Raw genomic sequence first — 26,619 nt, forward strand, 5'->3', positions numbered from 1 at the left:
CTCCGTCCGTCGGTATCGCGAACTGCCCTGAAAGGCCAGTCAAACCGCGCGGAAACTAGGTCTTTTGCTCTGGCGTTGCAACACCTATAAGGGCGCTTCCAGTGAGACCTTTTGCCACTTTTCCATCCGCTTTTTTCGGCCGCCCTGAAATCCGATGTCGACCTTGATCCTGATCCCCGCCCGCATGGCCTCCACGCGCCTGCCGGGCAAGCCGCTGGCCGACATTGCGGGCGTGCCGATGATCGTCCATGTCGCCCGGCGCGGAGCCGAGGCCGGGCTTGGCCGCGTGGTGGTGGCGACCGACACGGAAGCGGTCGCGCAGGCCGTGCGGGCGCATGGTTTCGAGGCTGTCATGACCCGCGCGGATCACGAATCGGGCTCCGACCGCATCTTCGAGGCGCTGACGGCGCTCGACCCCGAAAGGCGGGTGCAAACGATCGTCAACGTCCAGGGCGATCTGCCGACCATCGACCCCGAAATCATCGGCGCGTCGCTGCGGCCGTTTGAGGACAAATCGGTCGATATCGCCACGCTCGGCGTCGAGATCGTGCGCGACGAGGAGAAGACCAACCCCAATGTCGTCAAGATCGTCGGCTCGCCGCTGTCGTCGACACGGCTGAAAGCGCTCTACTTCACCCGCGCCACCGCGCCCTGGGGCGAGGGGCCGCTCTACCATCATATCGGCCTCTATGCCTATCGGCGCGCCGCGCTGGAACGTTTCGTCGCGCTGAAGCCGTCGCCGCTGGAGCGTCGCGAGCGGCTGGAGCAGCTGCGCGCGCTGGAAGCCGGCATGCGCATTGACGCCGAGATCGTCCATTCCGTGCCGCTCGGCGTCGACACGCCGCATGATCTCGAGCGGGCAAGACAGATCCTTTCAAATTGAGATATCGGCATGGCTGACAAGACCAACAGAATTTCCTTCCAGGGCGAGCCCGGCGCCAATTCCGACACGGCCTGCCGCAACATGTTCCCGTCGATGGAGCCGTTGCCGTGCCCGACCTTCGAGGATGCCTTCAACGCGGTCGAGACCGGCAAGGCCGAGCTCGCCATGATCCCGATCGAGAACACGATCGCCGGGCGCGTCGCCGACATCCACCACCTCTTGCCGGAATCGAAGCTGCACATCGTCGGCGAATATTTCCTGCCGATCCATTTCCAGCTCATGGTGCTGCCGGGCGTGAAGCGCGAAGAGATCAGGACCGTCCACAGCCATATCCACGCGCTCGGCCAGTGCCGCAAATATATCCGCAAGAACGGCTGGAAGCCGGTGGTCGCCGGCGACACGGCGGGTTCGGCCAAGATGGTGTCGGAGGTGAAGGACCGCACCATGGCCGCGCTGGCGCCGGCTTTAGCCGCCGAGCTCTATGGGCTCGACATCGTCGAGAAGAATGTCGAGGACACCGACTCCAACGTCACCCGCTTCGTCGTGCTGACCAAGAACAAGCAATGGGCGGAGCGCCCCGCGCCGGACGCCAAGATGATGACCACCTTCATCTTCCGTGTCCGCAACGTGCCGGCCGCGCTCTATAAGGCCATGGGCGGCTTCGCCACCAACGGCATCAACATGACCAAGTTGGAGAGCTACCAGCTTGGTGCCTTCACCGCGACGCTGTTCTACGCCGACATCGAGGGCCACCCGGACGATCCGCTGGTCAAGCTGGCGCTGGACGAGCTGCGCTTCTTCTCGCGCGAGATGCGCATCCTCGGCGTCTATCCGGCCAGCACCTCGCGCGAGCAGTGGAAGGTCGCGGACTGAACGGTCTTCGGTCCGTAAGCTGACGGTTCAAAGGGCACGACTGCCCTTCGGGGATTGGCGGAGGCATGCGTGCTTCGTCATCCACGGGCGAAGCAAGGAGCGAAGCGACGCGCGCAGACCCGAGGATCCATTCCGTTACGCCGGAGCGCCGCCCACCAGTCCAGAATTCTGCTCCGCTGCACCCTTCCGCCGAGGTCACGACATGGATTCCAGGGTCTCGCTTCGCTATCCCTGGAATGGCGATGTCACGGGCGTTCCGGCTATTCTCGGACTCCGCCACTCAACCATTCTCAGCCGAACCCCAACGGCACGTAGTCGATCTCCATGAACTTCTCGACCTCGGGCACCCAGCGGTCGCGCACGAAGGCGACATGGTCGGGGTGCTCGTTGTAGCGCGTGTAGGCCGCCTGGTCGGCGAATTCCATCGAGAAGCCGAACTGGTAGTCGTTCTTCGGGCTCACCTGCCGCAACTGCTCGAAATGCGTGACGCCCTTGATCCCGGTCAGGATCTTCTTCGCATCGTGGAGGAAGCGCTTCGTCTCCAGCGATTGCAGCGGATGCTTCAGCGTGAACACGACGGTGTGGCGGATCATGTCTCGGCTCCTATTCGCTGTCGACCCAGGCGCGGATGAGGTGATGGGCGATCGCCCCTTTCGGCGGTGTAATCAAGCCGTCGGCATGCTGCCTGTCCAGCATGGAGCGCACCTCGTCGCGGAAGAACCAGCGGCAGTCCTCCAGCTCGTTGAGGTCGGCCTGGATATCCTCGTTAAGGGGCTCGCCGAAACAACCAATCATCAGCGAATAGGGGAACGGCCAGGGTTGGCTGGCGTGGTAGACGACGCGGCCGAGCCGGATGCCGGCCTCTTCGAGCGTCTCGCGCCGTACCGCCGCCTCGATTGTCTCGCCCGGCTCGATGAAGCCTGCAAGCGCCGAATACATGCCCGGCGCGAAATGCCTGCCGCGCCCCAATAGGCATTTCTCGCGCGTCACCGTCAGCATGATTGCCACCGGATCGGTGCGCGGGAAATGGTCGGTGCCGCAGGCAGGGCAATGGCGCCGGTAGCCGCCGGCGCGCATCTCCGAGCGGTTGCCGCATTTGGAGCAGAAGGCATGGCTTACGTGCCAGGCAAGCAGCGCCGCGCCTTGCGCCAGCGCGCCGGCCGCCGCCTCGTCGACCAGCCCTTGCATATAGACGGAACGATAGTCGATCGCCTTGATCGTCTCGGGCAGCTTTTCCGGCTCGATGCCGGCGGGCACGGCCAGCACCGGCCCGCTGTCGGAGAAGCCGAGCAGCACGCCGCGATCGAGTGCGGCTTCGAAAGCTCCACTCTCATCCGTCCTGAACCAGGGGTCGAACGTGCCATCCTCGAGCTTGAGATAGAGCCGGCCCGCATGCATCAACATCAGCCGCGCGGCTTGGTCGGCCAGCGCTTTTTCGACCGCATCATCGGCGCGGTTCTCGGACTGCCGATCGATGCGGTTGCCGGCGAAACCGACGAATTGGCTGGGCTCGCGCAAGGGCGCGTCGAACAGGCGGAAGCTCATGGAAACTCGGGTGGGCTCGATGTGCGGATGGACACTGGTCAGCTTATAGCGCCGCCTTGATCGTTTCGGCAAACCGCCTGATATCGGAGCGCTGGTAGGGCTCGCGTATGCCATAGCCCCAAACCGGTCCCGGCCAGCCGGGATCGCCCTCCGAGCGGGCGACGACGTGAACATGCAACTGCCGCACGATGTTGCCGAGCGCGCCAGTGTTGATCTTGGTGCATCCGGTCACCCGCTTCAGCGCCTGCGCCACCATATTGGTCTCGAAGGTCAGCATCGCCTGGTCGAGCGGCGTCAGGTCGTGAATTTCCTCCACGCCCGGCCGCTGCGGCACCAGAACCAGCCATGGCCAGCGGCGGTCGTTCATCAGCCTGAGCTCGCAAAGGCCAAGCCACAAAAGCTGCTCGCTGTCCGCCTCCAGCCGGGCGTCCAGCGTGAATCCGGCCTCGAGGCCCGGCAGCATGAGCGTTTCCTTCGCTTTTGTTGCAAGCATTTTCCAAACCAGGAACGCTAGAGCGGCGGCAGGGTGGCTGCAAGCGATTCATTGACCGCCATTATCGATTTGAAGGACTTTCCGCCTTCGATGCGGTTGCGGGTTCCGGCTCGGCCCTTGCATTTCGCTGCCGAATTGCCGATATGGAGCGCGGGAGGTTGGTGGTGGACGATCCACTCGCCAACCGGGTCAGGTCCGGAAGGAAGCAGCCCTAACGAGCCCGGAACGGGTCATTGTTCCAGCCTCCCACCTCTTCGCCTTTCTCCCGCGACATTGACGGCGCCAAGCCGTGCGGGTGAGACTATGCGCAGGAATCGGCCGCCTTCCGTCGCGGTCCTGGGAGCTTTTGACGGCGAATGAGCGAAGCCGGAAATTTGGGGCCACAAAGCCTGGAGACTGGCAAGGCCGCCGCTTATCGCGTCCTGGCGCGCAAATACCGCCCTTCGAATTTCTCCGAGCTGATCGGCCAGGAGCCGATGGTTCGCACGCTGACCAACGCCTTTGCCACCGGCCGCATCGCCCAGGCCTGGATGCTGACCGGCGTGCGCGGTGTCGGCAAGACGACGACCGCGCGCATCCTGGCGCGGGCCCTGAACTACAAAACCGCGACCGTCGACCAGCCCTCCGTCGATCTTTCGATCCTCGGCGAGCATTGCCAGGCGATCATGGAAGGCCGCCATGTCGACGTCATCGAGATGGACGCCGCCTCCCATACCGGCATCGACGACATCAGGGACATCATCGACCGGGTGCGCTACGCACCGGTCTCGGCGCGCTACAAGGTCTACATCATCGACGAAGTGCACATGCTCTCCACCCAGGCCTTCAACGGCCTGCTGAAGACGCTGGAAGAGCCGCCGCCGCACGTCAAATTCATCTTCGCCACCACCGAGATACGCAAGGTTCCGATAACGGTCCTGTCGCGTTGCCAGCGCTTCGATCTCCGCCGCATCGATGCCGGCGCGCTTGTCGGGCATCTGTCCTCGATCGCGGCCAGGGAAGGTATTACCGTCGACGACGAGGCGCTGGCGATGATCGCGCGGGCCGCCGAAGGCTCGGCGCGCGATTCGCTTTCCATCCTCGACCAGGCGATCGCCCATGGCAGCGGCACGGTCAGCGCCGAGGCGGTGCGAGCCATGCTCGGCCTTGCCGACCGCGCCCGCATCATCGACCTGTTCGAGCATGTCATGAAGGGCGATGTCGCAGCGGCCTTGGCCGAATTCCGCGCGCAATACGACACCGGCGCCGATCCGGCCGCCGTGCTTACCGATCTTGCCGAGTTCAACCACCTCGTCACCCGCCTGCGCTTCGTGCCGGCGGCAGCCGACGATGCTTCGCTTTCCGAGGATGAGCGCCGGCGCGGCGCCGAATTCGCCGGCACGCTTTCGGTGCGCGTGTTGTCGCGGACCTGGCAGATGCTGCTCAAGGGTATTCCTGAGGTGCAGTCTTCCAACCGCCCGGTCAGCGCCGGCGAAATGGTGTTGATCCGCCTGGCGCATGCCGCCGACCTGCCGACGCTGGACGAGGCGCTGAAATCGCTGGAAGGTGCGGCCCCGCAGTCGAATGCCGCGCCGCGCGCCAACGGAGCACCCGCGGGGTCCGGCAATGGCAGCGCAACTGCTGTCGCGCAGACCCGGGTGCCAGCTTCCCCCGGCGGCGCGCAGACGATGCGCCTGGTCGAGGCGCAGCCTGTGCCGGAGACCTTCGTTCCCGCGCCGGAGCCGGTCGCCGAGGCGCCTGTCGTTCCAGTGAAATCGCTGGCCGACATCGTTGCGCTTGCCGACGCCAATCGCGACATGGCCTTCAAGGTGCTGCTGAAACGCTGCGTGCGGCCGGTTCGCATCGAGCCCGGCCGGCTCGACGTTGCCTTGACTAACGACGCGCCGAAGATGCTGCTCAACGACCTCACCGCCAAGCTGCGCGCCTGGACCGGGCGCAACTGGCTGGTGTCGCTGTCGAAGGAAGAAGGCGGCCAGACATTGGCCGAGATGGAGACGACGAAGCGCGAGAATGCCTTCTCCGACGCCAAGAGCGATCCCGTAGTCGCGGCCATTCTCGCCCGTTTCCCTGGCGCCAAGATCATCGATGTGCGCATCCCGGACGTGCCGGAAGTGGATGAAGCCGAGGCCGACCTGCCGGTCGAGCCGGCGGCCGATGACGACGAGACCTGAAACATTTTTAGAGGACCAACCGATGAAAGATCTTCTCGGCCTGATGGGCAAGGCGAAGGAAATGCAGGCCAAGTTCCAGGCCATGCAGGACGAGATCGCCACGCTTGAAGCCACCGGCCAGGCCGGCGGCGGTCTGGTCAGCATCACGCTGACCGGCAAGTTCGAAATGAAGGCGCTGAAGATCGATCCGTCTTTGATCAAGGCGGACGAAGCCGAGATCCTCGAGGACCTGATCCTTGCCGCCCACAATGACGCCAAAAATAAGGTCGAGCAGGTGATGCAGGAGAAGACCAAGGCACTCACGGCAGGCTTGCCGATCCCGCCCGGAATGAAATTGCCGTTCTGAGGCGGTGTCCGCCAGTTAATTGATTATGAACGGAAATTGAGTCCGGGCTGCAATATTAACCATTTGCCGGCAATGTTCACGGGCTCATTTCGCGGCATTCATAAAGTTTTACCCAAGTCCAGAAGTTGCTAACCTTCTAGCCATCTTTTTGCCTGAAAGAGTCTCATTCTTGCCACATCTCGGGGCGGGCTGGCATCTGGACATGAGGCTTTTTTGGTGATCGCGACGCGATGGAAGACGCCGCTGCTGCTTATCGGCATCGTCACTTCCCCCTTGCTCCTGGCCGGTTGCAGCCAGACCACTTCCTCCCATGGCATGTCGGCGTCGGGTCTGACCGACGCCCTTACGCCGAGCTTCCTCAGCTCGCGCTCCTACACGATGAAGGACAAGGAATGCCTGCAAAGGGCGATGTTCTTCGAGTCCAACCGGTCGAGCCGTGACGGCATGATCGCCGTCGGCACGGTCGTGATGAACCGGCTGCGCTCGGGCCAGCATGGCAACACCATCTGCGAGGTCGTCGGCGAGAGGGGCCAGTTCGCGCCCGGCGTGCTGACGCGGCCGATGAACTCCAGGGCGCTGCCCGACGTCGAGGAAGCCGCGAACGCGGTGCTGAAAGGCGAGCGCAAGGCCAAGCTCAAGAACACGATGTATTTCCACACCGCCGGCCTGCGCTTCCCTTACAAGAACATGCATTACACCATGGTGGCCGGCGGCAACGCCTTCTATGAGAAGCGCGGCCGCAACTGGCAGCCGCTGCCGGACGAGCCGATGGTCGCCATGGCCTCCGACAAACAGCAGAAAATCGACCCTGCCGCCCCCGTTCTGGTGGCTTCCGCCGAGCCGGTGGTCAAGACGATCGTACGCCCCGATCCGGCCAAGCAGGCCGCGATGAATGCGGCCGAACCAACGCTTCCGGCCAAGGCGGCAATCGTTCCGGCCGAAGCGACCTATGTGACGGCTGCTGCTGCTCCTTCGCAGAAATCCGGCCGCCTCGCGCAGAAGCCGATGGTCGTGGCGATGCAGGAGCCGATGGCCGAGCCGGACGCCTCGCGTTTCGGCGGCACGCTCAAGGGCCGCTACGTCTCTTCGGTGCCCAGCGCGCCGCAGGAAGCGTCGATGGGCTTCCAGTCGACACCTGAGAACACCGACGCCATCGGCGCGATGATCGCCAGCCAGGATCGGCCGCTCGAAACCAACTGAGCCCGATTTCATCCAATACAGGGCCCGCCATGGCGCCATGGCGGGCCCTGTGCCCTCGCTGGCTGTTCCAAACCGCTCTGAAAATCCTGGATCAGTCCACCGTTTCCAGAAGCGGCGAACTGATCCATCTTTTCCCTTGCACGCAGTTAGGGACGGAAAACCGCTTCGCACTTTTCCTGGAATTGCTCTAGATCAGGGCGATGTCGAAGAGAATCGCCGGTCCGGAAATCGAACGCCTGATCCAGCTCCTGGCCAAGGTGCCGGGGCTAGGGCCGCGTTCGGCGCGGCGCGCCGCGCTTCATCTCATCAAGAAGAAGGAACAGCTGCTCGAGCCCCTGGCTGCCGCCATGAGCGAAGCGGTCGACAAGGTGCGCATCTGCTCGACCTGCGGCAATGTCGATACCGCCGATCCTTGCATGATCTGCACCGACCCACGCCGCGACGCCGGCACGCTGATCGTCGTCGAAGACGTCTCGGACCTCTGGGCGCTGGAGCGCGCGGCGGCGATGAACGTGCGCTACCATGTGATCGGCGGCACGCTGTCGCCGCTCGACGGTATCGGTCCCGACCAGCTCAACATCCGCTCGCTGGTCGACCGCGTTGCCGGCGGCGAGGTGAAGGAAGTCATCCTCGCCGTCAATGCGACCGTCGAGGGGCAGACGACGGCGCATTACTTGACCGATCAGTTATCGGGCTCTGATGTGAAGGTGACGCGGCTCGCGCATGGCGTGCCGGTCGGCGGCGAGCTCGATTACCTCGACGAAGGCACGCTGGCCGCGGCGCTGCGGTCGAGGACGGCGTTTTGAGGGGATTGGAGAGGGCGCGCGTGACAGATGTTATTCCTCGAGATGCTGCGCTCCGTCACACCCCCCTCTGCCCTGCCGGGCATCTCCCCCGCAAGGGGGGAGATTGGCAGTTTCTTTGCCGGCGCTTTTATCCCCACGTCGGCAATTGGCGAAAGCCTGCGCGACATCTGATCTCCCCCCTTGCGGGGGAGATGTCCGGCAGGACAGAGGGGGGTGTGAAGGAACGCCAGCATTTCAGGCTGGCTATTCTTTCCTTCCTAGCGACGTTTCTCGCTCTTCTCCTCACCACCCCCACCCAAGCCGCCCCCATCGACGACCAGTTCCAGGCCTGGCTTCAAACCGACCTCTGGCCCGAAGCCAAGTCCAAAGGCATCTCCAAGAAGACCTTCGACGCGGCCTTCCTCGGCGTGAAGCCGAACCTGAAACTGCCCGATCTCGTCCTGCCCGGCGAGAAGCCGACGACGCCTGAGAAGCAGCATCAGGCCGAGTTCGGCCCGCCGGCCAGCTACTTCGCCGAGAAGGTCGTTCGGGCCGTCACCTCTGGCGGAAGGACGCGCGAGAGCGCCAATGCCCGGACGCTCGGGTTGATCGAGAAGCGCTATGGCGTTCCGGGCGAGATCGTGCTGGCGATCTGGGGCCGCGAGACCGGATTCGGCGCGGCCAAGATGCCTTACGATGCCTTCGAGGTGCTGGGCACCAAGGCGTTCATGTCGACCAAGAAGGATTTCTTCCGCACCGAGGTGCTGGCGGCGCTCGAAATCGTCCAGCGCGGGCTGGCGCCGGTCAATGCGATGAAATCGTCCTGGGCCGGCGCGCTCGGCCAGCCGCAATTCATGCCGACCTCCTTCTTGAAGCATGCCGTCGATTTCGACGGCGACGGCCGGCCCGATATCTGGAATTCGACGCCCGATGTGCTCGCCTCGATCGCCAACTACCTCGTCCATTATGGCTGGGTGAGGGGGCGCGGCTGGGGGGCCGAGGTGACGGTGCCGGCAAATGTGTCGTGCATGCTCGAAGGACCCGACCGGGGCAAGAGGATCTCCGATTGGGTGGCGATGGGCATCAGGCGCGTCGACGGCAAGGCATTTGCGGCGAGCGAATTGAAGGCCGAGGGCTTGCTGCTGATGCCGGCCGGGCGCAGCGGTCCGGCCTTCGTCGTGACGCCGAACTTCTATGTGCTGAAGCAATACAACAACAGCGATCTCTACGGCCTGTTCATCGGTCATGCCGCCGATCGCATCGCCAAGGGCGACGCCGCCTTTGTCGGCGGCTGGGGCGCGGTCGGCGATCTCCACCGCTCCGATATCGCCGCCCTGCAGCGGGCGCTGGAGGCCAAGGGCTACGATGTCGGCAGCGCCGACGGCCTGCCCGGCTTCAAAACCCGTCGCTCCATCGGCATCTGGCAGGCAAAGAACGGCAAGCCCGCCACCTGCTTTCCCGATGCGGGCCTAGTCGCGCAGTTGAAATAGCGGCTGCCTCGCAAGGGATGGACCTGATAATTTTTTGCGGATTGGCGGCTTCAATTAGCCGGCGCATGGGTCGACTCATACGGCTCGACTGGTCCCCCAATATAGCGTCTCGCAAAATGTCCGTTGCCGGTTCGAGAACCGCTGAATAGGGTGTTGACCAACTGGACAAAAAACACGACGGTAAGCGGTCAAAGCCGCAGCGGCCTTGCAAAGAACAATACAGCCCTGAGCCGGGAACTCAGGTCAACAAAACAGGGAACGATCACTATGATGCTGGAAAAGTTTGCTCTCCGCTCGCGCGCCTTGCTTGCAGGCGCCGCGCTGTCCGCGCTGCTCGTCGCGCCCGCTTTCGCGGTCACGCCCGCCGATACGCTGGTCGAGGGCTTTGCCATCGACGACATCATCTCGATGGATCCGGGCGAAGCGTTCGAGCTGTCGACGGCCGAGGTCACCGGCAACACCTATGATCTCCTGGTCCGCCTCGATCTCAGCGACACCTCCAAGGTCAAGCCCGATCTCGCCGAGAGCTGGACCGTTTCCGATGATGGCCTGACCTATACGTTCAAGCTGAAGCCCGGCATGAAATTCGCGTCCGGCAATCCGATTACCGCGGCCGACGTCGCCTATTCCTTCGAACGCGCCATCAAGCTCGACAAGAGCCCAGCCTTCATTATCAACCAATTCGGCATCACCGGCGACAACGTCACCGAAAAGGCCAAGGCCGTCGACGACACCACCTTCCAGTTCGTGGTCGACAAGGCCTATGCGCCGAGCTTCGTGCTCAACTGCCTGTCGGCCACCGTTGCTTCGGTCGTCGATGCGAAGCTGGTCAAGGAGCATGTCGCCGCCGTCACGCCGAGCGCCGACTACAAATGGGACAATGATTTCGGCAATGCCTGGCTGAAGACCGGCTATGCCGGCTCGGGCCCATACAAGCTGCGCGAATGGCGCGCCAACGAGGCCGTCGTGCTGGAGCGCAACGACAATTACAATGGCGAGAAAGCCAAGCTCGCCCGCGTCATCTATCGCAACATGAAGGAAAGCTCGGCGCAGCGCTTGGCGCTCGAAGCCGGCGATATCGACGTTGCCCGCAATCTCGAGCCGAACGATCTCGACGCCATTGCCAAGAACGCCGACCTCACCACCACCAGCGCGCCGAAGGGGACTGTTTTCTACATCAGCCTCAACCAGAAGAACCCGACGCTCGCCAAACCCGAGGTTCGGCAGGCGTTCAAATATCTGGTCGATTACGACGCGTTGAGCACCACCATTCTCAAGGGCATCGGCGAGATCCATCAGTCCTTCCTGCCCAAGGGCGACCTCGGTGCCATCGATGATAACCCGTTCAAGCTCGACGTCGCCAAAGCCAAGGAATTGCTTGCCAAGGCCGGCCTGCCGGACGGCTTCAAGGTGACCATGGACGTGCGCACTGGACAGCCGACCACCGGCATGGCGGAATCGATCCAGCAGACGCTCGGCCAGGCCGGCATCAAGCTGGAGATCATTCCGGGCGATGGTAAGCAGACGCTGACCAAATATCGGGCCCGCAACCACGACATCTATATCGGCAACTGGGGCCAGGACTATTTCGATCCGAACTCCAACGCCCAGACTTTTGCCTCCAACCCGGACAATTCCGACAACGCCAAGATCAAGACGCTGGCCTGGCGCAATGCCTGGGACATTCCGGACCTGACCAAGGAAACCGAGGCGGCATTGCTGGAGAAGGATGCGGCCAAGCGCGCCGATATGTACAAGGACCTGCAGCAGAAGATCATGGACACCAGTCCCTTCGTCATCATCCACCAGCAGCTGGAAGTGGCGGGGCTACGCAAGAAGCTTCAGGGCTTCAAGCTCGGCCCGAGCTTCGATACCAATTTCGTCTGGGCGGTGTCGAAGCAGTAACCCCGGGCGCCACGCGTGAGCGTAGCTGAAAACCAGGCGGCCGGGCGCGGTAGCGCCCGCGCCGTCGCCATCCTATCGTCGCTCGGCCGTTTTCTGGTCGTCGCGGTGACGACCTATCTTGGTCTGCTCGCGGTGACCTTCTTCATCGGCCGGGTCATCCCGATCGATCCGGTGCTGGCCGTTCTCGGCGACCGGGCGCCGACGGCCGTCGTCGAGCGCACGCGCCGCGAAATGGGCCTCGATCTGCCCTGGATCGAGCAGTTCTATATCTACGTCAAAGCGGCGCTGAGGGGCGACTTCGGCACGTCGGTGCTGACCACCAATCCGGTGATGACCGATATCCGCCGCGTTTTCCCGGCGACCATCGAGCTGGCGACGCTGGGCACGATCATCGGCGCCGTCATCGGCGTGCCGCTCGGCGTGCTGGCCGCCGTCAAGCGTGGCAGCATCATCGACCAGATCGCCCGCATCGTCGGCCTCATCGGCTATTCCGTGCCGATCTTCTGGCTGGGGCTCCTCGGGCTGGTGCTGTTCTACGCCAAGCTGCAGTGGATCGCCTTTCCGGCGCGGCTCGATGTCGTCTACGAATACACGTTCACGCCGATCACCGGCTTCTACCTGCTCGATGCCGCGATCCAGGGGCAGTGGGACGTCTTCTACGACGCCTGGCGCCACATCGTCCTGCCGGCTTCGCTGCTCGGCTACCTGTCGCTTGCCTATATCAGCCGCATGACGCGTTCCTTCATGCTGAACGAGCTGGCGCAGGAATATATCGTCGCGGCCCGTGCGAAAGGCCTGTCGGAGACGCGCATCATCTGGGGCCACGCGCTGCGCAACGCCGCTGTGCCGATGGTGACGGTGATCGCGCTTTCCTACGCCAACCTGCTCGAAGGTTCGGTGCTGACCGAGACCGTCTTCTCTTGGCCGGGCATCGGCCTCTACATCACCAACTCGCTGCAGAACGCCGACATGAACGCCGTGCTCGGCGGCACCATTGCCATCGGCTCGGTCTTCATCGCCATCAATCTTTTCTCCGATCTGCTCTACCGGCTGCTCGATCCAAGGACGAAGACCGGATGATCGGAGCTATTGCCGTTTTGGGCTTGGCCGCGGCCAGCCACCCCCGCTCCGGCCCTTCGGGCCGCCTCTCTTCGTGCCCGGGGGAGAGGAAAAGCTGGTCGCATGCCAGGCGCCTTTCTTCTCCCCCGTCGAACGGGGGAGAGGTGGTCTGCGAAGCAGACCGGAGTGGGGGTCGACTATTTCAGGAGGCATTGTCATGACCGCCGCCGACGCCGGCGCCTTCTCCCGTCGCGCATGGCTGCTGAGCGACCGACCGGCCTCGCGCCTGCAGGCGAGGCTCGGCCGCGCCTATGTCGCCTGGCGCCGCTTCTCCGCCAATCGCTTGGCGCTGGTCGGCATGCTGATTATCATCGCGCTGCTGGTGGTCGCCGCCCTTGCCGATGTGCTGGCACCGTATTCGCCGACCGTTGGCGATCTCAAGAACGCCCGCCTGCTGCCGCCCGGCGCCGCGCACTGGTTCGGCACCGACGACCTCGGCCGCGACATCTATTCACGCATCGTCTATGGCTCACGCTGGACGCTTTATGTGGTGATCCTCGTCGCCATCATCGCCGCGCCCATCGGCCTTCTGGTCGGCACGATCGCCGGTTATGCCGGCGGCTGGACCGACACGATCCTGATGCGCATCACCGACATCTTCCTCGCCTTTCCCAAGCTGGTTCTGGCGCTGGCTTTCGTTGCCGCGCTCGGCCCCGGCATCGAGAACGCCGTGCTGGCGATCGCCATCACCTCATGGCCGCCCTACGCGCGCATCGCGCGCGCCGAGACGCTGACGGTGCGCAATTCCGACTACATCAAGGCGGTGCAGCTGATGGGCGCCTCGCCCTTCCGCATCGTGCTGCGCCACATCATGCCGCTCTGCATCTCCTCGCTGATCATCCGCGTCACGCTCGACATGGCGGGCATCATCCTGACCGCCGCCGGCCTTGGCTTCCTCGGCCTCGGCGCGCAGCCGCCGCTGCCCGAATGGGGCGCGATGATCGCGTCCGGCCGCCGCTTCATCCTCGACCAGTGGTGGGTCGCCGCAGCCCCAGGTGCCGCCATCCTCATCGTCAGCCTCGGCTTCAACCTGCTCGGCGACGGCCTGCGCGACGCGCTCGACCCCCGGAGTGGCGACCAATGAGCGACACGCTTCTCCAGGTCGACGATCTGCGCGTCACCTTCCCGACCCGCACCGGCCTCGTGCAGGCGGTGCGCGGCGTCTCCTTCTCGCTCGGTCGCGAGCGGTTGGGCATCGTCGGCGAAAGCGGCTCCGGCAAATCGCAGACCGGCCGCGCCATCATGGGGCTGACCCCGCCGCAGGCTGAGGTTTCGGCGACGAAACTCGCTTTCGACGGCATGGATCTGCTTTCCATATCGCCGCGTGAGCGCCGGGCGCTGCGTGGAAACCGCATCGCCATGATCCTGCAGGATCCGAAATATTCGCTCGATCCGGTCATGACCATCGGCCGCCAGATCGTCGAGACGCTGCGCACGCATGAGAAGGTCGGAAAGACCGAAGCGCGCGAACGGGCGCTGGCGATGCTGCAGGCGGTGCAGATCCGCGACCCGGCCCGCGTCTTCGACCTTTACCCGCATGAGGTCTCGGGCGGCATGGGCCAGCGCGCCATGATTGCCATGATGCTGGTCACCGGACCCGAATTGATGATCGCCGACGAGCCGACCTCGGCGCTCGACGTCACCGTGCAGCTCGACGTGCTCAATATCCTCGACAAGCTCGTCGCCGAGCGCGGCATGGGGCTGATCTTCATCTCGCACGATCTGCGCTTGGTCTCCTCCTTCTGCGACCGCGTCGTCGTTATGTATGCCGGCAAGGTGGTCGAGCAGATCAAGGCTTCGGAGCTGCGCGACGCTCAGCACCCTTACACGCGCGGCCTGCTCAACTGCATGCCCAGAATCGGCTTCGAGCGCCATCCGCTGCCAGTGCTCGACCGCAAGCCGGAGTGGGCGGCATGACGGCTTCCATCACTGTCGAAGGGCTGCAAGTGGTCTTCGACCGGTTTCGCGCGCTGAAGGGCGTCAGCCTCGAAGTCAGGGAAGGCGAATCCTACGGCCTCGTCGGCGAAAGCGGTTCCGGCAAGTCGACGCTGCTGAGAGCCATCACCGGTCTCGCGCCGGTTTCTTCCGGCACCATTACCGTCAACGGCAAGACGCTCGGCAAAACTCGCGACAAGGCGTTCTATCGCGAGGTGCAGATGGTCTTTCAGGATCCTTACGGCTCGCTGCATCCGCGTCAGACCGTCGACCGCCTGCTGCAGGAGCCTCTGGCCATCCACGGCATTGCCGACGGCGAGAAGCGCATCGAGCGCGCGCTGGACGAGGTAGGGCTTGGCAAGGGCTTCCGCTTTCGTTACGCGCACCAGCTGTCCGGCGGCCAACGCCAGCGCGTCGCCATTGCGCGTGCGCTGATCCTCGAACCTTCGATCCTGTTGCTCGACGAGCCGACTTCGGCGCTCGATGCCTCGGTGCAGGCGGAAGTGCTGAACCTGCTGGAAGAGGTGCGGCGGCGCCGCAAGCTCACCTTCCTGATGGTCAGCCACGACCTCGCCATCATCACCCATATGTGCGAGCGGCTGATGGTGATGCAGAATGGCGAGGCCGTGGAGACGCTGACAGCGAGCCAGCTGATCGGCCATCGCGTCAGCGAGGATTATACGCGCAATCTGTTGAGGGCCAGCGAAGGGTTTGTGAGGGTTTAGCTCGCAATTGCCAAGCCGCGTCCCTGCCCAGGTGTACCGGGAGGCTTTATCTGAGGCAGGCCCAATTGACTGGACCGCGTGCTGACTTGAGCAAAACGTGAAATAAGGTCAGAAGGGATTTCAACGGCATCAAACGAGAACGGGCCTAGTCTCGATGAGGGATGGCCCGATTGAGGGACGATATGAAGAATTCAGCCATTTCCGAACGCAAGAACCAGTCGATCTCGCGCGGCGTCGGCATGACGACACAGATCTACGCCGATCGCGCCGAGAATTCGGAAATCTGGGATGTCGAAGGCCGCCGCTATATCGACTTCTCGTCCGGCATCGCCGTCGTCAACACCGGCCATCGCCACCCGAAGGTGATCGAGGCCGTCAAGGCGCAACTTGACCGCTTCACCCACACCTGCCACCAAGTCGTACCCTATGAAAGCTACGTGCATCTCGCCGAGCGCCTGAACGGCCTGCTGCCCGGCAAGTTCGACAAGAAGACCGTGTTCGTCACCACCGGCGCCGAGGCGGTCGAGAACGCAATCAAGATCGCCCGCAACGCCACCGGCCGTCAGGCGGTCATCGCCTTTTCAGGCGGCTTTCATGGCCGCACCTTCATGGGCATGGCGCTGACCGGCAAGGTCGTGCCCTACAAGGTCGGCTTCGGCGCCATGCCCGCCGATGTCTTCCACGCCCCGTTCCCGGTGGCGCTGCACGGTGTCTCAGTCGCCGATTCGCTTGCCGCGCTCGACAAGCTGTTCAAGGCCGATGTCGATCCGGGCCGCGTTGCAGCCATCATCGTCGAGCCGGTTCAGGGCGAGGGCGGCTTCTACGAGGCGCCGCGCGATTTCATGGCCGCACTGCGCAAGATCTGCGATCAGCACGGCATCCTGCTGGTCGCCGACGAAGTGCAGACCGGCTTTGCCCGTACCGGCAAGATGTTCGCCATGGATCATCATGACGTGGCGCCCGACCTCACCACCATGGCCAAAAGCCTCGCCGGCGGCTTCCCGCTGTCGGCCGTCACCGGCCGCGCCGAGATCATGGACGCGCCCGGCCCCGGCGGGCTCGGCGGCACCTATGGCGGCAGCCCGATCGGCGTTGCCGCCGCGCACGCAGTGCTCGACGTCATCGAGGAGGAAAAGCTCTGCGACCGCGCCAATGCGCTGGGCGCGCGGCTGAAGCAGCGGCTGGTATCGATCCGCGAGGACGTGCCGGAGATCGTCGACATCCGCGGTCCGGGCTTCATGAATGCCGTCGAGTTCAACGATGTGAAGAAGGGGCTGCCCTCGGCCGAGTTCGCCAATGCGGTCAGGCTGAAGGCGCTGGACAAGGGCCTCATCCTGCTCACCTGCGGCGTCTATGGCAACGTCATCCGCTTCCTGTCGCCGATCACCATCCAGGACGGCGTCATGACCGAGGCGCTGGATATCCTGGAAACCTCGATCCGCGAGGCGCAGGCCGCCTGAGGATGGTGCGGTGCTCTTCTGACGGTCTGCGCCGGCGCGCAAGCCGTCAGGAGCCCGGATTTTGTAACCAGGATGGGATATCCATCTTGGCGTGAAGCACGCGCCACACATCGATGTGGTCTGCCTGTTCAATATAGAAGATCAAATATGGATGACGCTTGAGCGGCAGGCTGCGTAGGCCGGGCAACCCAACTTCATAACTATATCTCAGAGAGCCTGATGCCGGGTGGCTGGCTATTAACTTGTAGGCATTCTGAAGGTCCTCGACATAGCCTAACGCCACGTGCTAACCAGCTTCACGTGCATAATAATCGACAGCGTCCTCGATATCGCGCAGAGCAAGCCTTCGAGGAATAATTGGCTTGGTGGCCACTAACTTATTGGCCCTGCGCTCGTTTCCTCAACGCTGCGAAATAGTCGTCGTCAACGGGCTCACTCGGCGCGGACGACGCGCCCTCTAGGAGCAAGCGGCGCAAAAGTTGACGATCCTGATCCTGGCGGATCAATTCACGCACATATTCGCTGCTCGTGCCATAGCCTCGATCAGTCACTTGCTGATCGACAAAATTCTTCAAGCTGTCCGGCAGTGAAATGTTCATCGTGCTCATTCAGCCACTTTATGATCTATGGCAAAAATTGGCAATCTCTACGCGCCTCGCCCTTGCCGGTTCGTCCCGACTGAAGGCCGCAAGCGCCGCCTTCAGCGCATCCGGCCCGCCTGCCACCGTTTGCGGCGTCGGCGAGAAGCCGGCGCCGAGCATCTTGCGGCCAAGCATGTGGTCGGCCGGGCGGTTGACGGATTCGATACCGAGCAGCCGGTTGCCCGCATAGTGGTAGATCGAGAACTTGTTCTCGGCGAGATCGCCCAGCACGACATGGTGATCGCCGCCTTGGGTCAGGCCCACCATCTGCAGCTTCATGTCGCCGATATCCGACCAGAACCACGGCACGGCCGAGAAGGGCTCGCCATGGCCGAGGACGGTGCGTGCGGCAAGCCGCGCCTGGTCGGTGGCGTTCTGCACCGATTCCAGCCGCACGTCGCCGCCGGTGAACCAATGCCGGTAGGAGGCCGCGTCGCCGATGGCGAGGATTTCGGGAACAGAGCTTTGCATATGCTGGTCGACGCGGATGCCGTTGCCGGTTGCCAGGCCGGCGGCTTCAGCCAGTTCGACATTGGGCACCACGCCGATGCCGATGATCACCATCTGCGCCGGCAGGCGTTCGCCGCCCGACGTGATCGCGGCCGCGACGCGGCCGCCTTCGCCTTCCAGGCGGGCAATGGTGGTGCCGGTCAGGATGCGCACGCCGATCGCTTCCAGGCGCTGGCGCACATGCGCGGCGATGACCGGCGCCACGGCGCGGCCGAGCAGCCGGTCGACCGCCTCGACGACGGTGACGTTGCGGCCGGCCGCTCTCAGCGTCGCCGCGATCTCCAGGCCGATGAAGCCGCCGCCGAGAATGACCACGTCCTCGCTTTGCGCGCTGAGCTCGCGGATCAGGCGCGCATCGGCCAGCGAGCGTAGCGAGATCACGCCGGCAAGGCCGGCGCCGTCGAGCTTGAGCAGGCGCGGCCGCGAGCCGGTGGCAAGCACCAGCCGGTCGAAGGCAAGCGTTCCACCGCCTGCGACATTCAGCCGGCTCGCGCGGGCATCGATGCCGTCGATGCGCACTCCCGGCCGGTAATCAATGTTGTTGCCGGTGTAGAAGGTTTCGCCGCGCAAGGGCTGCGGCTTGGCCTCGGCGTCCTTGATGAAGGTCTTGGACAACGGCGGCTTGTGATAGGGCAGGTCCTGCTCGTCGCCGACCAGGACAACCGGCCCTTCATAGGCCTCTTCGCGCAGGCTGGCGGCGGCCTGCACGCCGGCATGGCCCGCACCGACAATCACAACCCCGTTGGTCATCGCAATCCTTTTTGGTCAGCAAATCTAGGCTCTTGCGCCAGGTGGCGATTGTCTGCCGCCGCCGCAAGAGCCGCGCATCGGGTCGCACCCAGAATGGCTGTCTGTCAATCGGGCCCAGCGAGGCAATACCGAGCTTAAAGTTGACATTTGTAGTTTAGAATAATTCTAAACTGTTGTTTCAATTGTATATTTTCTACCTCACCAGTTGACTCCCGGCCTCTCCATCGCTTTATGGAGAGCTGCGCGCAAAGCGTATCCCTTTGATGTCTGGGCCTTGAACCCTTTCGATTGGAGGCAAGTGGGTGTCTTTTTATCGCGAACCGCACATCGACGCGGCCACCATTTTTCCCGGCATGATTATGCCTAGGCGCGGGTGGGCGCCTTTTATTGAATTTCCAAAGAACTGGAGAAGGATGATGACGGCACGTAATGGCGGCAGGCTGGCTGCGATCTGCGCCACGGCTGCGCTGACGGCGGCGGTGTTCGTGTTGCCGGCGAAAGCCGAAACGGACGCCAAGGCGGTGATCAAGACCTATGCCGACATCGCTTTAGCCAAATACGAGGATTCTCTGACCACTGCGCAGGCGCTGGATAAGGCGGTGGATGCGCTCATTGCCAGCCCCTCGGCAGACACGCTGAACGCCGCGCGCGAGGCCTGGAAGGCGGCGCGCATTCCTTACCAGCAGACAGAAGTCTACCGCTTCGGCAACAAGATCGTCGACGACTGGGAAGGCAAGGTGAATTCGTGGCCGCTGGATGAGGGCCTGATCGACTATGTCGCCAAGAGCTATGGCACCGAGTCGGACGAAAACGCGCTCTATACGGCCAATGTCATCGCCAACAAGGAAATCGAGATCAACGGCAAGAAGGTCGATGCCTCGAAGCTAACGCCCGAGTTCTTGTCCGGCACGCTGCAGGAGGCCGGCGGCGTCGAAGCCAATGTCGCGACCGGCTATCACGCCATCGAATTCCTGCTCTGGGGCCAGGACCTGCATGGCACCGGGCCGGGCGCCGGCGAGCGGCCCTTTACCGACTACGACCTCAAGAACTGCACAGGCGGCAATTGCGATCGCCGCGCCGAATATCTGAGATCGGCGACCGATCTACTGGTGTCCGACCTGCAGGAAATGGTCGGCAACTGGAAGGAAGACGGCGCCGCGCGCAAGAACCTCACCGAGGGCGATGCGAATGCCGCCATCTCCACCATCTTCACCGGCATGGGCTCGCTCTCCTATGGCGAGCTCGCCGGCGAGCGCATGAAGCTCGGCCTGTTGCTGCACGACCCGGAAGAGGAGCACGACTGCTTTTCCGACAACACCTACATCTCGCATCTCTATGACGCGGTCGGCATCCGCGACGCCTACCATGCCAGCTACAAGCGGCTCGACGGCTCCGTGGTCTCGGGTCCGTCGGTGTCCGACATGGTGAAGGCCGCCGATCCGGCGATCGACAAGGAGCTGTCGGGCAAACTCGACACCACCGTCGCCAAGATGGAGGCCATCCAGGCGCGTGCCCTTGCCGGCGAGGCCTATGACCAGCAGATCGCCGAGGGCAACACGGAAGGCAACGCCACGGTGCAGGCGGCGATCGACGCCCTCATCGACCAGACCAAGTCGATCGAGCGCGCCGTCGGCTCGCTCAAGCTGAACGAGATTGCTTTCGAGGGCTCCGACAGCCTCGACGCGCCCGACAAGGTGTTCAAGTAAGATCGGGCATGGTCCCAATAACCGGTCTTTGGACAAGATCGCGCCCAATTGAGAAACCAGCCAAGCGGCGCCGGAACGGCGCCGTCAGCCAGAGCAAGTAGATGCTGATCTGCCATTGCAACATCATCACCGAAAAGGAGATCGAGCAGACGATCGTCGGCCTGCTGGATCAGGATCCGTGGCAGCTGATCGTGCCCGCGAAGGTCTATCATGCGATGGCCAAGCGGGGCCGCTGTTGCGGCTGTTTCCCAAATGTGGTGGAAACGATCATTCGGGTCACCGAGAATTACCACGCCCGCTCGGACACGGAGGGCGCGGACATCGTTTCACACCTGGATCGCGTGCGAGGCTTGCGCGGCCAATATGGGAGCAGAAGCCATGAAAGGCGAACCGCAGGTCATCGAGCGGCTTAACGACGCTCTGTTTCTCGAGCTTGGAGCCGTCAACCAGTATTGGGTGCATTATCGTCTGCTCGAGGATTGGGGCTACACCAAGCTGGCCAAGAAGGAGCGGGCGGAATCGATCGAGGAAATGCATCACGCCGACCGGCTGATCGCGCGCATCATCTTCCTCGAGGGCCATCCCAACCTGCAGTCCGTCGCGCCGTTGCGCATCGGCCAGAACGTCAAGGAAGTGCTCGAATCCGATCTGGCCGGCGAATATGACGCGCGCACCGCCTACAAGCGCTCGCGCGAGATCTGCCAGGACGAAGGCGATTTCGTTTCGATGAAGCTGTTCGAGGATCTCTTGACAGACGAAGAAGGACATATCGATTTCCTGGAAACGCAGCTCGACCTGCTTGCCTCGATCGGCGAGGAAAAATACGGCCAACTCAATGCCGACTCGGCCAACGAGGCGGAGTAAGGACATGCGGGAATGCGGCGCCCCGTAGATTTTTCGCGCCGCGCGTGGCGGGCCGAGATTCACGGCTTGCCGTCCCAGACGACCCCGCGATATCGCATCGGTCGCGGGGCGTCGCTTTTGCTGGCGATCATGCTTTCCGCATCCGCTTTAGCCGATCAGCCCGCCGCTCTGCCGACGAGCCGCACCGACCTGACGCCGAAGGACCAGGCGCGGGTTCTGGCGGTCACCAGGCCGACAACCGATTTCACCAGGCCCGAGCCGTTCGAGCTGATGCAGGGTGGCGCCGGCACGTCGCGCAAGGACGCCAACCGAGATGCCTTCTCGCAATCCTCCGCCAATATCACCTTCGAGGAAGAAGGAACCTTCAAGCTCGGCAACGCGCTGTTTCGCAAGAACTGGGTGTCGTCGCCGTCCTCGACCCAGGCTTCGGACGGGCTCGGCCCGCTGTTCAACGAGCGCGCCTGTCAGAACTGCCACCTGAAGGATGGCCGCGGGCGTCCTCCGGAAGGCGATGCCGGATCGACATCGATGTTCCTGAGACTCGCGCGCGATGCCGATAGCGCCGAGGAAAGGGCCGCGCTCACCGATCATAAGCTGCTGAACTTTCCCGATCCTGTCTATGGCGCGCAACTGCAGGACCTTGCGGTTCCCGGACTCAGGGGCGAGGGCCGGATGCGCGTCGATTATCAGGAGCAAAAGGTGACGCTCGGCGACGGTGCCGTCGTTTCACTGCGCAAGCCGAGCTATACGATCGAAAATCTCGGCTACGGTCCGCTCGATCCGCGCACCACGCTGTCGCCGCGCCTGACGCCGCCGATGATCGGGCTGGGCCTGATCGAGCAGATCGCGCCGGCCGATATCCTCGCCAATGCCGATCCGGACGATCGCAACAGTGACGGCATTTCGGGCCGGCCGAACATCGTGCGCGACGAGCTGAGCGGCGCGGTGACCTTGGGCCGCTTCGGCTGGAAGGCGCAGACCGCCTTGATCCGCCAGCAAACGGCCGATGCCTTTGCCGGCGATATCGGCATCTCGACGCCCGAAGTGCGGAAACCCTGGGGCGATTGCACCGAGGCGCAGACGGATTGCCTGGCCATGCCAAACGGGGTGCAGCAACGCCTTGGCACGGCCGAGGCGCCGCCGCCGGTGATGGACCTCGTCACCTTCTATTCGCAGAACCTGGCCGTGCCGGCGCGGCGCGATATCGGCAAGCCTGATGTGCTTGCCGGCAAAAAGCAGTTCTACGACATGGGCTGCATTGCCTGCCACGCGCCGAAATTCGTCACCATGCGCGGCACGCCCGACAAGGCGCAGGCCTTCCAACTGATCTGGCCCTATTCCGACTTCCTGCTGCACGACATGGGCGAAGGCCTTGCCGATGGGCAACGCGTCGGCCAAGCGAGCGGCAGCGAGTGGCGCACCCCGCCGCTCTGGGGCATCGGGCTTACCGCGACGGTCAACGGCAATGCTTTCTATCTGCATGACGGCCGCGCCCGCACGCTTGCCGAGGCGATCCTGTGGCATGGCGGCGAGGGCCAGAAGGCGCGCGACCGCTTTGTCGGCGCCGCCGCGGCCGATCGCGACGCGCTGATCAAATTCCTGGAGTCCCTATGATGTCGAACGCGTCGCTCTGATGTCGAAACGCATGGCCCTTGCTCTTCCGTTCCTTCTGGCCGCCGTGATGCCGGCATCAGCCGCGGTCAAGGCTTCCGATGTCATCGGCCGCGCGATCGATGGCTTCGTCCGCCCCGCCTATGCCAGCCTCGATGAGCATGCGGCGGGCCTGACCAAGGCGATGCACCAGCTTTGCGAAGCGCCGTCCAAGGAGAAGCTCGAAGCGGCTCGCGCGGCGTTTTCAGGCACGGTCGAGGCCTGGTCGGTAGCCGAGATCATCGCCTTCGGACCGATCAAGGAGAACAACCGGCTGGAACGCATGCTGTATTGGCCGGACCGCAAGAGCATCGGCCTGAGGCAAGTGCAGGCCACGCTCGCATCCAAGGACCCATCAGCCACCGATCCGGCGCAACTGGCGCAAAAGAGCGTCGCTATGCAGGGCCTCGGGACCCTCGAATATGTGCTTTACGGCGACGGCGCCGAAACGCTTGCCGGGAAAGACGATCCTTACCGCTGCGCCTATGGCGCGGCGGTTGCCGGCAATATCGAAACGATGGCGGGCGAGGTGCGCGACGCCTGGCAAAAGCCCGACGGCTTTGCGTCGCTCTGGGCCAATCCGGGGCCGAAGAACCCGCTCTACCGCGACGGCAACGAAGCGGTGACGGAACTGGTCGGCGTCTTCATCAACGAGCTGGAAATGATCCGCGACGTGCGGCTCAAGGGATTTCTCGGCGCGAAACCCGATGCCGACAAGCCGAAGCAGGCGATCTACTGGCGCTCGCAGAACACGACGGCCTCGCTCGCCGGAAATCTCTCGGGCATCGACCAGCTGTTTCATGCCTCCAGGCTCGGCGACGCTCTGCCTGCCGACGCGCAATGGATAGCCGAGTCCATCCACATCCAGCTCGCCAACGGCGTGACAACCGCGAAATCCGTTGCCCGTCCGATCGACAAGGCGCTCGCCGACCCCGCGCTGCGCGACAAGCTCGAGCATTTCGCGCTGATCACCTCCAGCCTGTCGACCTTGATCGGCACCAGGTTGACCGCAGAATTCGGCCTGACCGCCGGCTTCTCCTCGCTGGACGGGGATTGATGCCGTGAGAACCGCCCTCATCGACCGCCGCGATTTCCTGCGGGCAGCGGGCGCGGGTTTCGCAGCCGCGATGGCGCCGCGCGCATGGGCTGACACGCTTGCCGCGGATGCGGTGTTCGCCACGGCCTTCGTCAAGCGCGACGGCAGCTTCGGCGCCGCCGTGCTCTCCGAGGCGGGGAAAATCCTGCATACGGTCGATCTGCCGGATCGCGGCCACGACGTCACTTTCGATCCGGTGTCGAAGCGCTCGGTGGTCTTCGCCCGCCAGCCCGGCACCTTCGCGGTGGTCTTCGACCATGCCGGCCGCGACAAGCCGCTGACCATCGCCAGCATCGCCGGCCGGCATTTCTTCGGCCATGGCGTGTTCTCGCCCGACGGCGCTCTGCTCTACGCTACGGAGAACGACTTCGACAACGCGGCAGGTGTCGTAGGCGTCTACGATGCGCGGGCGAAATTCAATCGCGTCGGCGAGTTCCCGACCTACGGCATGGGGCCGCATGAGCTGCTCCTGCTTGGCGATGGCCGCACTTTAGCCGTCGCCAATGGCGGCATCGAGACCCATCCCGATTTCGGTCGCGCCGAACTCAACATCGCGACGATGAAGCCCTCCTACACACTGGTCGACCGGATCACCGGCGACCTTATCGAAAAGCACGAATTGCCGCCGGCGCTGCATCAGCTTTCGATCCGCCACATGGATCGCGACCAGGCGGGCACCGTCTGGTTCGGCTGCCAGTATCGCGGGCCGGCGACCGACCGACCGGCATTGGTCGGCCGCGCCGCGCGCGGCAGGGAGCTCGAGCTCCTGGAAATGCCGCAGGACGTGCTCTCGGGCTTCCACAATTATATCGGCTCGGTCGCCGCCAATGGCGCAACGGGCACGGTCGCCGTCACCTCGCCGGAGGGCAATTCGCTGGCCGTCATCGATGCCGCCAGCGGACGCGTGGTCACGACAAGAGCGCTGGTCGAGGTCTGCGGCGTCGCGCCCGACGGCGCCGGCTTCATGGCGACGACCGGCGCCGGCGAAATCGTCAGTGGCGCCGGCGCCACCCGTTCAGAGCCGGACTATGTCTGGGACAACCACATGCTGCGCATTGTCGCGACGGCGTGATCGCGGCGCGTAGAAGCGAAGCCGCTTAACATTTCTCCGCCCTGGCCCTTGCGGCGGTGGCCTATGCCGGGCAGAGGGAATTGTGTTTCGATCCAGTTCGTTAACCGGCCTATGAAACTGCCCGTATGAAGCTGCTTGCCATCGACTGCGCCGCCAATCTCTGCGCCGCCTGTGTCTATGACGCGGGCGCGGGGAAGGAGCTTGGCCGCGAAGTGCGCGACCTAGGCAAGGGGCATGCCGAGCATCTGATGGCCGTCATCGAGACGGCCTTGAAAGCCGGCGGCGTCGGCTACCCTGATCTCAACGCCGTCGCCGTCTCGATCGGACCCGGCTCGTTCACCGGCCTACGCGTCGGCGTCTCGACCGCGCGCGGCCTGGCGCTGGCGTTGAAAATCCCGGCGATCGGCGTGACGACGCTGGAAGCCTTGGCGGCGGAGGGTGCGAAAGCTTTTCCCGGGCGCGCGGTGCTTGCCGCGCTCGATGCCGGCCGCGACGAAATCCACGCGGCGCTCTTTGACGAAGCGTTAGCAGGGGCTTACGGACCTTCGGTGACCACGCTTTCCGAGGCGGCGATCATGGCCAACGGCGCCGATGCCGTCCTTGTCGGCACCGCTGCGCCACAGATTGCCGCAGCGGCGGGCCGTGCCTTCGACACCGGTCCGGTCGCCGCCACTGCCGACATCGCGACCTATGCCAAGCTGGCCTCGATCAGGGAGCCGGGCGAAAAGCCCAAGCCGCTCTATCTGCGCAGCGCCGACGCCAAGCCTCAGGCGGGCTTCATTCTTCCAAGGCAGGCGCCCAAGGGTCCGAAGGCAGACCATGATCCCAAAAAGTGGGACCCGGTTTTTGGAAAAGATCATGGCCCAAAGAGAAAAGGCTCCTGATGCGCATACCGTTCTTTCAGCCGCGCCGCAGGGACTATGCGCTGGAGCCGCTGACGGTTGCCGACAGCGCCGCCGTCTCGGAGCTGCATCGCGAGGATTTCGTGCGGCCCTGGACCGATGGCGAGTTCGCAGCGCTGCTCGAGCAGGACACGGTGTTCGGCTACGCCGCACGCGAGACAGGGCAGGGATCGAAACCTCCGGTTGGCTTCGTGCTGGCACGGCTCGCAGCCGGCGAGGGTGAGATCCTGACCGTGGCCGTCGCCCGTAGCCATCGCCGCCGAGGCCTTGGCTGGCAATTGATGGATGCGGTGCTGCGCGAGCTTCATGCGCAGCGCGCCGAAGCGCTCTTCCTCGAGGTCGACGAGACCAATGCGCCGGCGATCGCGCTTTATCGCAGGCTCGGCTTCATCCAGGTCGGTCACCGCCCGAACTATTACCGTTCGACCGAGCACGGTCCGACCGGCGCGCTTGTCATGCGCCGCGATCTTCGCTAGCCAGTCCGCGCGATAGGGCGGA

The 26,619-nt window shown here is 63.9% G+C and carries 27 protein-coding genes and 1 other RNA gene; 22 read left to right on the forward strand and 6 right to left on the reverse strand.

Annotated features, from left to right (window positions below):
* Positions 1 to 154 precede the first annotated feature (154 nt).
* Together LB552_RS06145 and LB552_RS06150 are read left to right on the forward strand one after the other, a co-directional pair.
* Positions 155 to 883 (forward strand): 3-deoxy-manno-octulosonate cytidylyltransferase, encoded by a 729-nt coding sequence (locus LB552_RS06145; protein WP_224602831.1) that lies wholly within the window; start codon positions 155 to 157, stop codon positions 881 to 883.
* Positions 884 to 892: 9 nt separating this feature from the next.
* Positions 893 to 1,756, forward strand: coding sequence for a prephenate dehydratase (locus tag LB552_RS06150; protein WP_224602834.1), 864 nt, complete (start codon positions 893 to 895; stop codon positions 1,754 to 1,756).
* Between the two features lie 290 nt (positions 1,757 to 2,046).
* Here the strand turns inward: LB552_RS06150 and LB552_RS06155 are convergent, their stop codons facing one another.
* From LB552_RS06155 to LB552_RS06165, 3 genes are read right to left on the reverse strand one after another with little or no spacing between them, the layout of a single operon-like run.
* Positions 2,047 to 2,349, reverse strand: a complete 303-nt coding sequence (locus LB552_RS06155) for a Dabb family protein (protein WP_140843772.1) — start codon at positions 2,347 to 2,349, stop codon at positions 2,047 to 2,049.
* Positions 2,350 to 2,359: 10 nt separating this feature from the next.
* Positions 2,360 to 3,301: an NAD(+) diphosphatase gene (nudC, locus tag LB552_RS06160; RefSeq protein ID WP_224602836.1), complete on the reverse strand. Its 942-nt coding sequence runs from the start codon at positions 3,299 to 3,301 to the stop codon at positions 2,360 to 2,362.
* Between the two features lie 43 nt (positions 3,302 to 3,344).
* Positions 3,345 to 3,764, reverse strand: a complete 420-nt coding sequence (locus LB552_RS06165; RefSeq protein ID WP_224545216.1) for an HIT domain-containing protein — start codon at positions 3,762 to 3,764, stop codon at positions 3,345 to 3,347.
* A 183-nt stretch (positions 3,765 to 3,947) separates the two neighbouring features.
* Between LB552_RS06165 and ffs the strand changes: the two genes are divergently transcribed.
* From ffs to LB552_RS06225, 12 genes are all read left to right on the forward strand, one after another.
* Positions 3,948 to 4,044: signal recognition particle sRNA small type (gene ffs, locus LB552_RS06170), an RNA gene on the forward strand.
* A 106-nt stretch (positions 4,045 to 4,150) separates the two neighbouring features.
* A complete protein-coding gene (locus LB552_RS06175; RefSeq protein WP_224602838.1) occupies positions 4,151 to 5,965 on the forward strand; it encodes a DNA polymerase III subunit gamma/tau in 1,815 nt (604 codons plus the stop codon).
* Between the two features lie 22 nt (positions 5,966 to 5,987).
* On the forward strand, positions 5,988 to 6,311 hold the full coding sequence (locus LB552_RS06180) for a YbaB/EbfC family nucleoid-associated protein (protein WP_040993963.1): 324 nt from the start codon (positions 5,988 to 5,990) through the stop codon (positions 6,309 to 6,311).
* A 216-nt stretch (positions 6,312 to 6,527) separates the two neighbouring features.
* Positions 6,528 to 7,511: a cell wall hydrolase gene (locus LB552_RS06185; RefSeq protein WP_224602840.1), complete on the forward strand. Its 984-nt coding sequence runs from the start codon at positions 6,528 to 6,530 to the stop codon at positions 7,509 to 7,511.
* Positions 7,512 to 7,711: 200 nt separating this feature from the next.
* Positions 7,712 to 8,317 carry a recombination mediator RecR gene (gene recR, locus LB552_RS06190; protein ID WP_224602842.1) on the forward strand — a complete coding sequence of 202 codons (606 nt, stop codon included), beginning with the start codon at positions 7,712 to 7,714 and terminating at the stop codon, positions 8,315 to 8,317.
* A gap of 191 nt (positions 8,318 to 8,508) precedes the next feature.
* On the forward strand, positions 8,509 to 9,786 hold the full coding sequence (locus LB552_RS06195; RefSeq protein WP_224602844.1) for a lytic murein transglycosylase: 1,278 nt from the start codon (positions 8,509 to 8,511) through the stop codon (positions 9,784 to 9,786).
* Positions 9,787 to 10,053: 267 nt separating this feature from the next.
* On the forward strand, positions 10,054 to 11,691 hold the full coding sequence (locus LB552_RS06200) for an ABC transporter substrate-binding protein (protein ID WP_411965586.1): 1,638 nt from the start codon (positions 10,054 to 10,056) through the stop codon (positions 11,689 to 11,691).
* 15 nt (positions 11,692 to 11,706) lie between these two features.
* Positions 11,707 to 12,771, forward strand: a complete 1,065-nt coding sequence (locus LB552_RS06205) for an ABC transporter permease (RefSeq protein WP_224602847.1) — start codon at positions 11,707 to 11,709, stop codon at positions 12,769 to 12,771.
* Positions 12,772 to 12,967: 196 nt separating this feature from the next.
* Positions 12,968 to 13,894, forward strand: a complete 927-nt coding sequence (gene nikC / locus LB552_RS06210; protein WP_224602849.1) for a nickel transporter permease — start codon at positions 12,968 to 12,970, stop codon at positions 13,892 to 13,894.
* Positions 13,891 to 14,727, forward strand: a complete 837-nt coding sequence (locus LB552_RS06215; protein WP_224602851.1) for an ABC transporter ATP-binding protein — start codon at positions 13,891 to 13,893, stop codon at positions 14,725 to 14,727. The genes nikC and LB552_RS06215 overlap by 4 nt, the downstream gene beginning before the upstream one ends.
* Positions 14,724 to 15,470, forward strand: coding sequence for an ABC transporter ATP-binding protein (locus tag LB552_RS06220; RefSeq protein ID WP_224602853.1), 747 nt, complete (start codon positions 14,724 to 14,726; stop codon positions 15,468 to 15,470). The genes LB552_RS06215 and LB552_RS06220 overlap by 4 nt, the downstream gene beginning before the upstream one ends.
* Positions 15,471 to 15,652: 182 nt before the next feature.
* Positions 15,653 to 16,930: a 4-aminobutyrate--2-oxoglutarate transaminase gene (locus LB552_RS06225; RefSeq protein ID WP_224602855.1), complete on the forward strand. Its 1,278-nt coding sequence runs from the start codon at positions 15,653 to 15,655 to the stop codon at positions 16,928 to 16,930.
* Between the two features lie 46 nt (positions 16,931 to 16,976).
* Here LB552_RS06225 and LB552_RS06230 read toward each other — a convergent pair whose 3' ends face one another.
* The 3 genes from LB552_RS06230 to LB552_RS06240 form a co-directional block, all read right to left on the reverse strand.
* Positions 16,977 to 17,213 (reverse strand): type II toxin-antitoxin system RelE/ParE family toxin, encoded by a 237-nt coding sequence (locus LB552_RS06230; RefSeq protein WP_224602857.1) that lies wholly within the window; start codon positions 17,211 to 17,213, stop codon positions 16,977 to 16,979.
* A 94-nt stretch (positions 17,214 to 17,307) separates the two neighbouring features.
* Positions 17,308 to 17,538 carry a type II toxin-antitoxin system ParD family antitoxin gene (locus LB552_RS06235; protein WP_224526731.1) on the reverse strand — a complete coding sequence of 77 codons (231 nt, stop codon included), beginning with the start codon at positions 17,536 to 17,538 and terminating at the stop codon, positions 17,308 to 17,310.
* 9 nt (positions 17,539 to 17,547) lie between these two features.
* Entirely contained in the window at positions 17,548 to 18,831 is a 1,284-nt protein-coding gene (locus LB552_RS06240) for an NAD(P)/FAD-dependent oxidoreductase (RefSeq protein WP_224602859.1), read from the reverse strand.
* 416 nt (positions 18,832 to 19,247) lie between these two features.
* Here LB552_RS06240 and LB552_RS06245 point away from each other — a divergent pair, with 416 nt between their 5' ends.
* The 8 genes from LB552_RS06245 to LB552_RS06280 all read left to right on the forward strand — a co-directional run bounded on the left by LB552_RS06245 (position 19,248) and on the right by LB552_RS06280 (position 26,597).
* Positions 19,248 to 20,537 (forward strand): imelysin family protein, encoded by a 1,290-nt coding sequence (locus LB552_RS06245; protein ID WP_224602861.1) that lies wholly within the window; start codon positions 19,248 to 19,250, stop codon positions 20,535 to 20,537.
* 101 nt (positions 20,538 to 20,638) lie between these two features.
* Positions 20,639 to 20,950, forward strand: a complete 312-nt coding sequence (locus LB552_RS06250; RefSeq protein ID WP_224602863.1) for a (2Fe-2S)-binding protein — start codon at positions 20,639 to 20,641, stop codon at positions 20,948 to 20,950.
* Positions 20,916 to 21,401, forward strand: a complete 486-nt coding sequence (gene bfr, locus LB552_RS06255; protein WP_224602865.1) for a bacterioferritin — start codon at positions 20,916 to 20,918, stop codon at positions 21,399 to 21,401. The genes LB552_RS06250 and bfr overlap by 35 nt, the downstream gene beginning before the upstream one ends.
* 129 nt (positions 21,402 to 21,530) lie before the next feature.
* Positions 21,531 to 23,015, forward strand: a complete 1,485-nt coding sequence (locus LB552_RS06260; protein ID WP_411965671.1) for a di-heme oxidoredictase family protein — start codon at positions 21,531 to 21,533, stop codon at positions 23,013 to 23,015.
* A gap of 19 nt (positions 23,016 to 23,034) precedes the next feature.
* Positions 23,035 to 24,108: an imelysin family protein gene (locus tag LB552_RS06265; RefSeq protein ID WP_224602869.1), complete on the forward strand. Its 1,074-nt coding sequence runs from the start codon at positions 23,035 to 23,037 to the stop codon at positions 24,106 to 24,108.
* A 4-nt stretch (positions 24,109 to 24,112) separates the two neighbouring features.
* Positions 24,113 to 25,219 carry a DUF1513 domain-containing protein gene (locus tag LB552_RS06270; RefSeq protein ID WP_224602871.1) on the forward strand — a complete coding sequence of 369 codons (1,107 nt, stop codon included), beginning with the start codon at positions 24,113 to 24,115 and terminating at the stop codon, positions 25,217 to 25,219.
* Positions 25,220 to 25,344: 125 nt separating this feature from the next.
* Positions 25,345 to 26,103 (forward strand): tRNA (adenosine(37)-N6)-threonylcarbamoyltransferase complex dimerization subunit type 1 TsaB, encoded by a 759-nt coding sequence (gene tsaB / locus LB552_RS06275; protein ID WP_224602882.1) that lies wholly within the window; start codon positions 25,345 to 25,347, stop codon positions 26,101 to 26,103.
* On the forward strand, positions 26,103 to 26,597 hold the full coding sequence (locus tag LB552_RS06280) for a GNAT family N-acetyltransferase (protein ID WP_224602885.1): 495 nt from the start codon (positions 26,103 to 26,105) through the stop codon (positions 26,595 to 26,597). Before tsaB ends, LB552_RS06280 begins: the two co-directional genes overlap by 1 nt.
* The last annotated feature ends 22 nt before the right edge of the window (positions 26,598 to 26,619 follow it).

Source organism: Mesorhizobium sp. CA7 (genome assembly GCF_020165015.1).
Lineage (GTDB): Bacteria > Pseudomonadota > Alphaproteobacteria > Rhizobiales > Rhizobiaceae > Mesorhizobium.

Bases quoted from the DNA above. Each gene is read 5' to 3' on its own strand.
- LB552_RS06145 (WP_224602831.1), top strand. From the start codon at position 155: ATGTCGACCTTGATCCTGATCCCCGCCCGCATGGCCTCCACGCGCCTG.
- LB552_RS06150 (WP_224602834.1), top strand. From the start codon at position 893: ATGGCTGACAAGACCAACAGAATTTCCTTCCAGGGCGAGCCCGGCGCC.
- LB552_RS06155 (WP_140843772.1), bottom strand. From the start codon at position 2,349: ATGATCCGCCACACCGTCGTGTTCACGCTGAAGCATCCGCTGCAATCG.
- nudC (WP_224602836.1), bottom strand. From the start codon at position 3,301: ATGAGCTTCCGCCTGTTCGACGCGCCCTTGCGCGAGCCCAGCCAATTC.
- LB552_RS06165 (WP_224545216.1), bottom strand. From the start codon at position 3,764: ATGCTGCCGGGCCTCGAGGCCGGATTCACGCTGGACGCCCGGCTGGAG.
- LB552_RS06175 (WP_224602838.1), top strand. From the start codon at position 4,151: ATGAGCGAAGCCGGAAATTTGGGGCCACAAAGCCTGGAGACTGGCAAG.
- LB552_RS06180 (WP_040993963.1), top strand. From the start codon at position 5,988: ATGAAAGATCTTCTCGGCCTGATGGGCAAGGCGAAGGAAATGCAGGCC.
- recR (WP_224602842.1), top strand. From the start codon at position 7,712: ATGTCGAAGAGAATCGCCGGTCCGGAAATCGAACGCCTGATCCAGCTC.
- LB552_RS06195 (WP_224602844.1), top strand. From the start codon at position 8,509: ATGTCCGGCAGGACAGAGGGGGGTGTGAAGGAACGCCAGCATTTCAGG.
- LB552_RS06200 (WP_411965586.1), top strand. From the start codon at position 10,054: ATGATGCTGGAAAAGTTTGCTCTCCGCTCGCGCGCCTTGCTTGCAGGC.
- nikC (WP_224602849.1), top strand. From the start codon at position 12,968: ATGACCGCCGCCGACGCCGGCGCCTTCTCCCGTCGCGCATGGCTGCTG.
- LB552_RS06215 (WP_224602851.1), top strand. From the start codon at position 13,891: ATGAGCGACACGCTTCTCCAGGTCGACGATCTGCGCGTCACCTTCCCG.
- LB552_RS06220 (WP_224602853.1), top strand. From the start codon at position 14,724: ATGACGGCTTCCATCACTGTCGAAGGGCTGCAAGTGGTCTTCGACCGG.
- LB552_RS06225 (WP_224602855.1), top strand. From the start codon at position 15,653: ATGAAGAATTCAGCCATTTCCGAACGCAAGAACCAGTCGATCTCGCGC.
- LB552_RS06235 (WP_224526731.1), bottom strand. From the start codon at position 17,538: ATGAGCACGATGAACATTTCACTGCCGGACAGCTTGAAGAATTTTGTC.
- LB552_RS06240 (WP_224602859.1), bottom strand. From the start codon at position 18,831: ATGACCAACGGGGTTGTGATTGTCGGTGCGGGCCATGCCGGCGTGCAG.
- LB552_RS06245 (WP_224602861.1), top strand. From the start codon at position 19,248: ATGACGGCACGTAATGGCGGCAGGCTGGCTGCGATCTGCGCCACGGCT.
- LB552_RS06250 (WP_224602863.1), top strand. From the start codon at position 20,639: ATGCTGATCTGCCATTGCAACATCATCACCGAAAAGGAGATCGAGCAG.
- bfr (WP_224602865.1), top strand. From the start codon at position 20,916: ATGAAAGGCGAACCGCAGGTCATCGAGCGGCTTAACGACGCTCTGTTT.
- LB552_RS06260 (WP_411965671.1), top strand. From the start codon at position 21,531: ATGCTTTCCGCATCCGCTTTAGCCGATCAGCCCGCCGCTCTGCCGACG.
- LB552_RS06265 (WP_224602869.1), top strand. From the start codon at position 23,035: ATGTCGAAACGCATGGCCCTTGCTCTTCCGTTCCTTCTGGCCGCCGTG.
- tsaB (WP_224602882.1), top strand. From the start codon at position 25,345: ATGAAGCTGCTTGCCATCGACTGCGCCGCCAATCTCTGCGCCGCCTGT.
- LB552_RS06280 (WP_224602885.1), top strand. From the start codon at position 26,103: ATGCGCATACCGTTCTTTCAGCCGCGCCGCAGGGACTATGCGCTGGAG.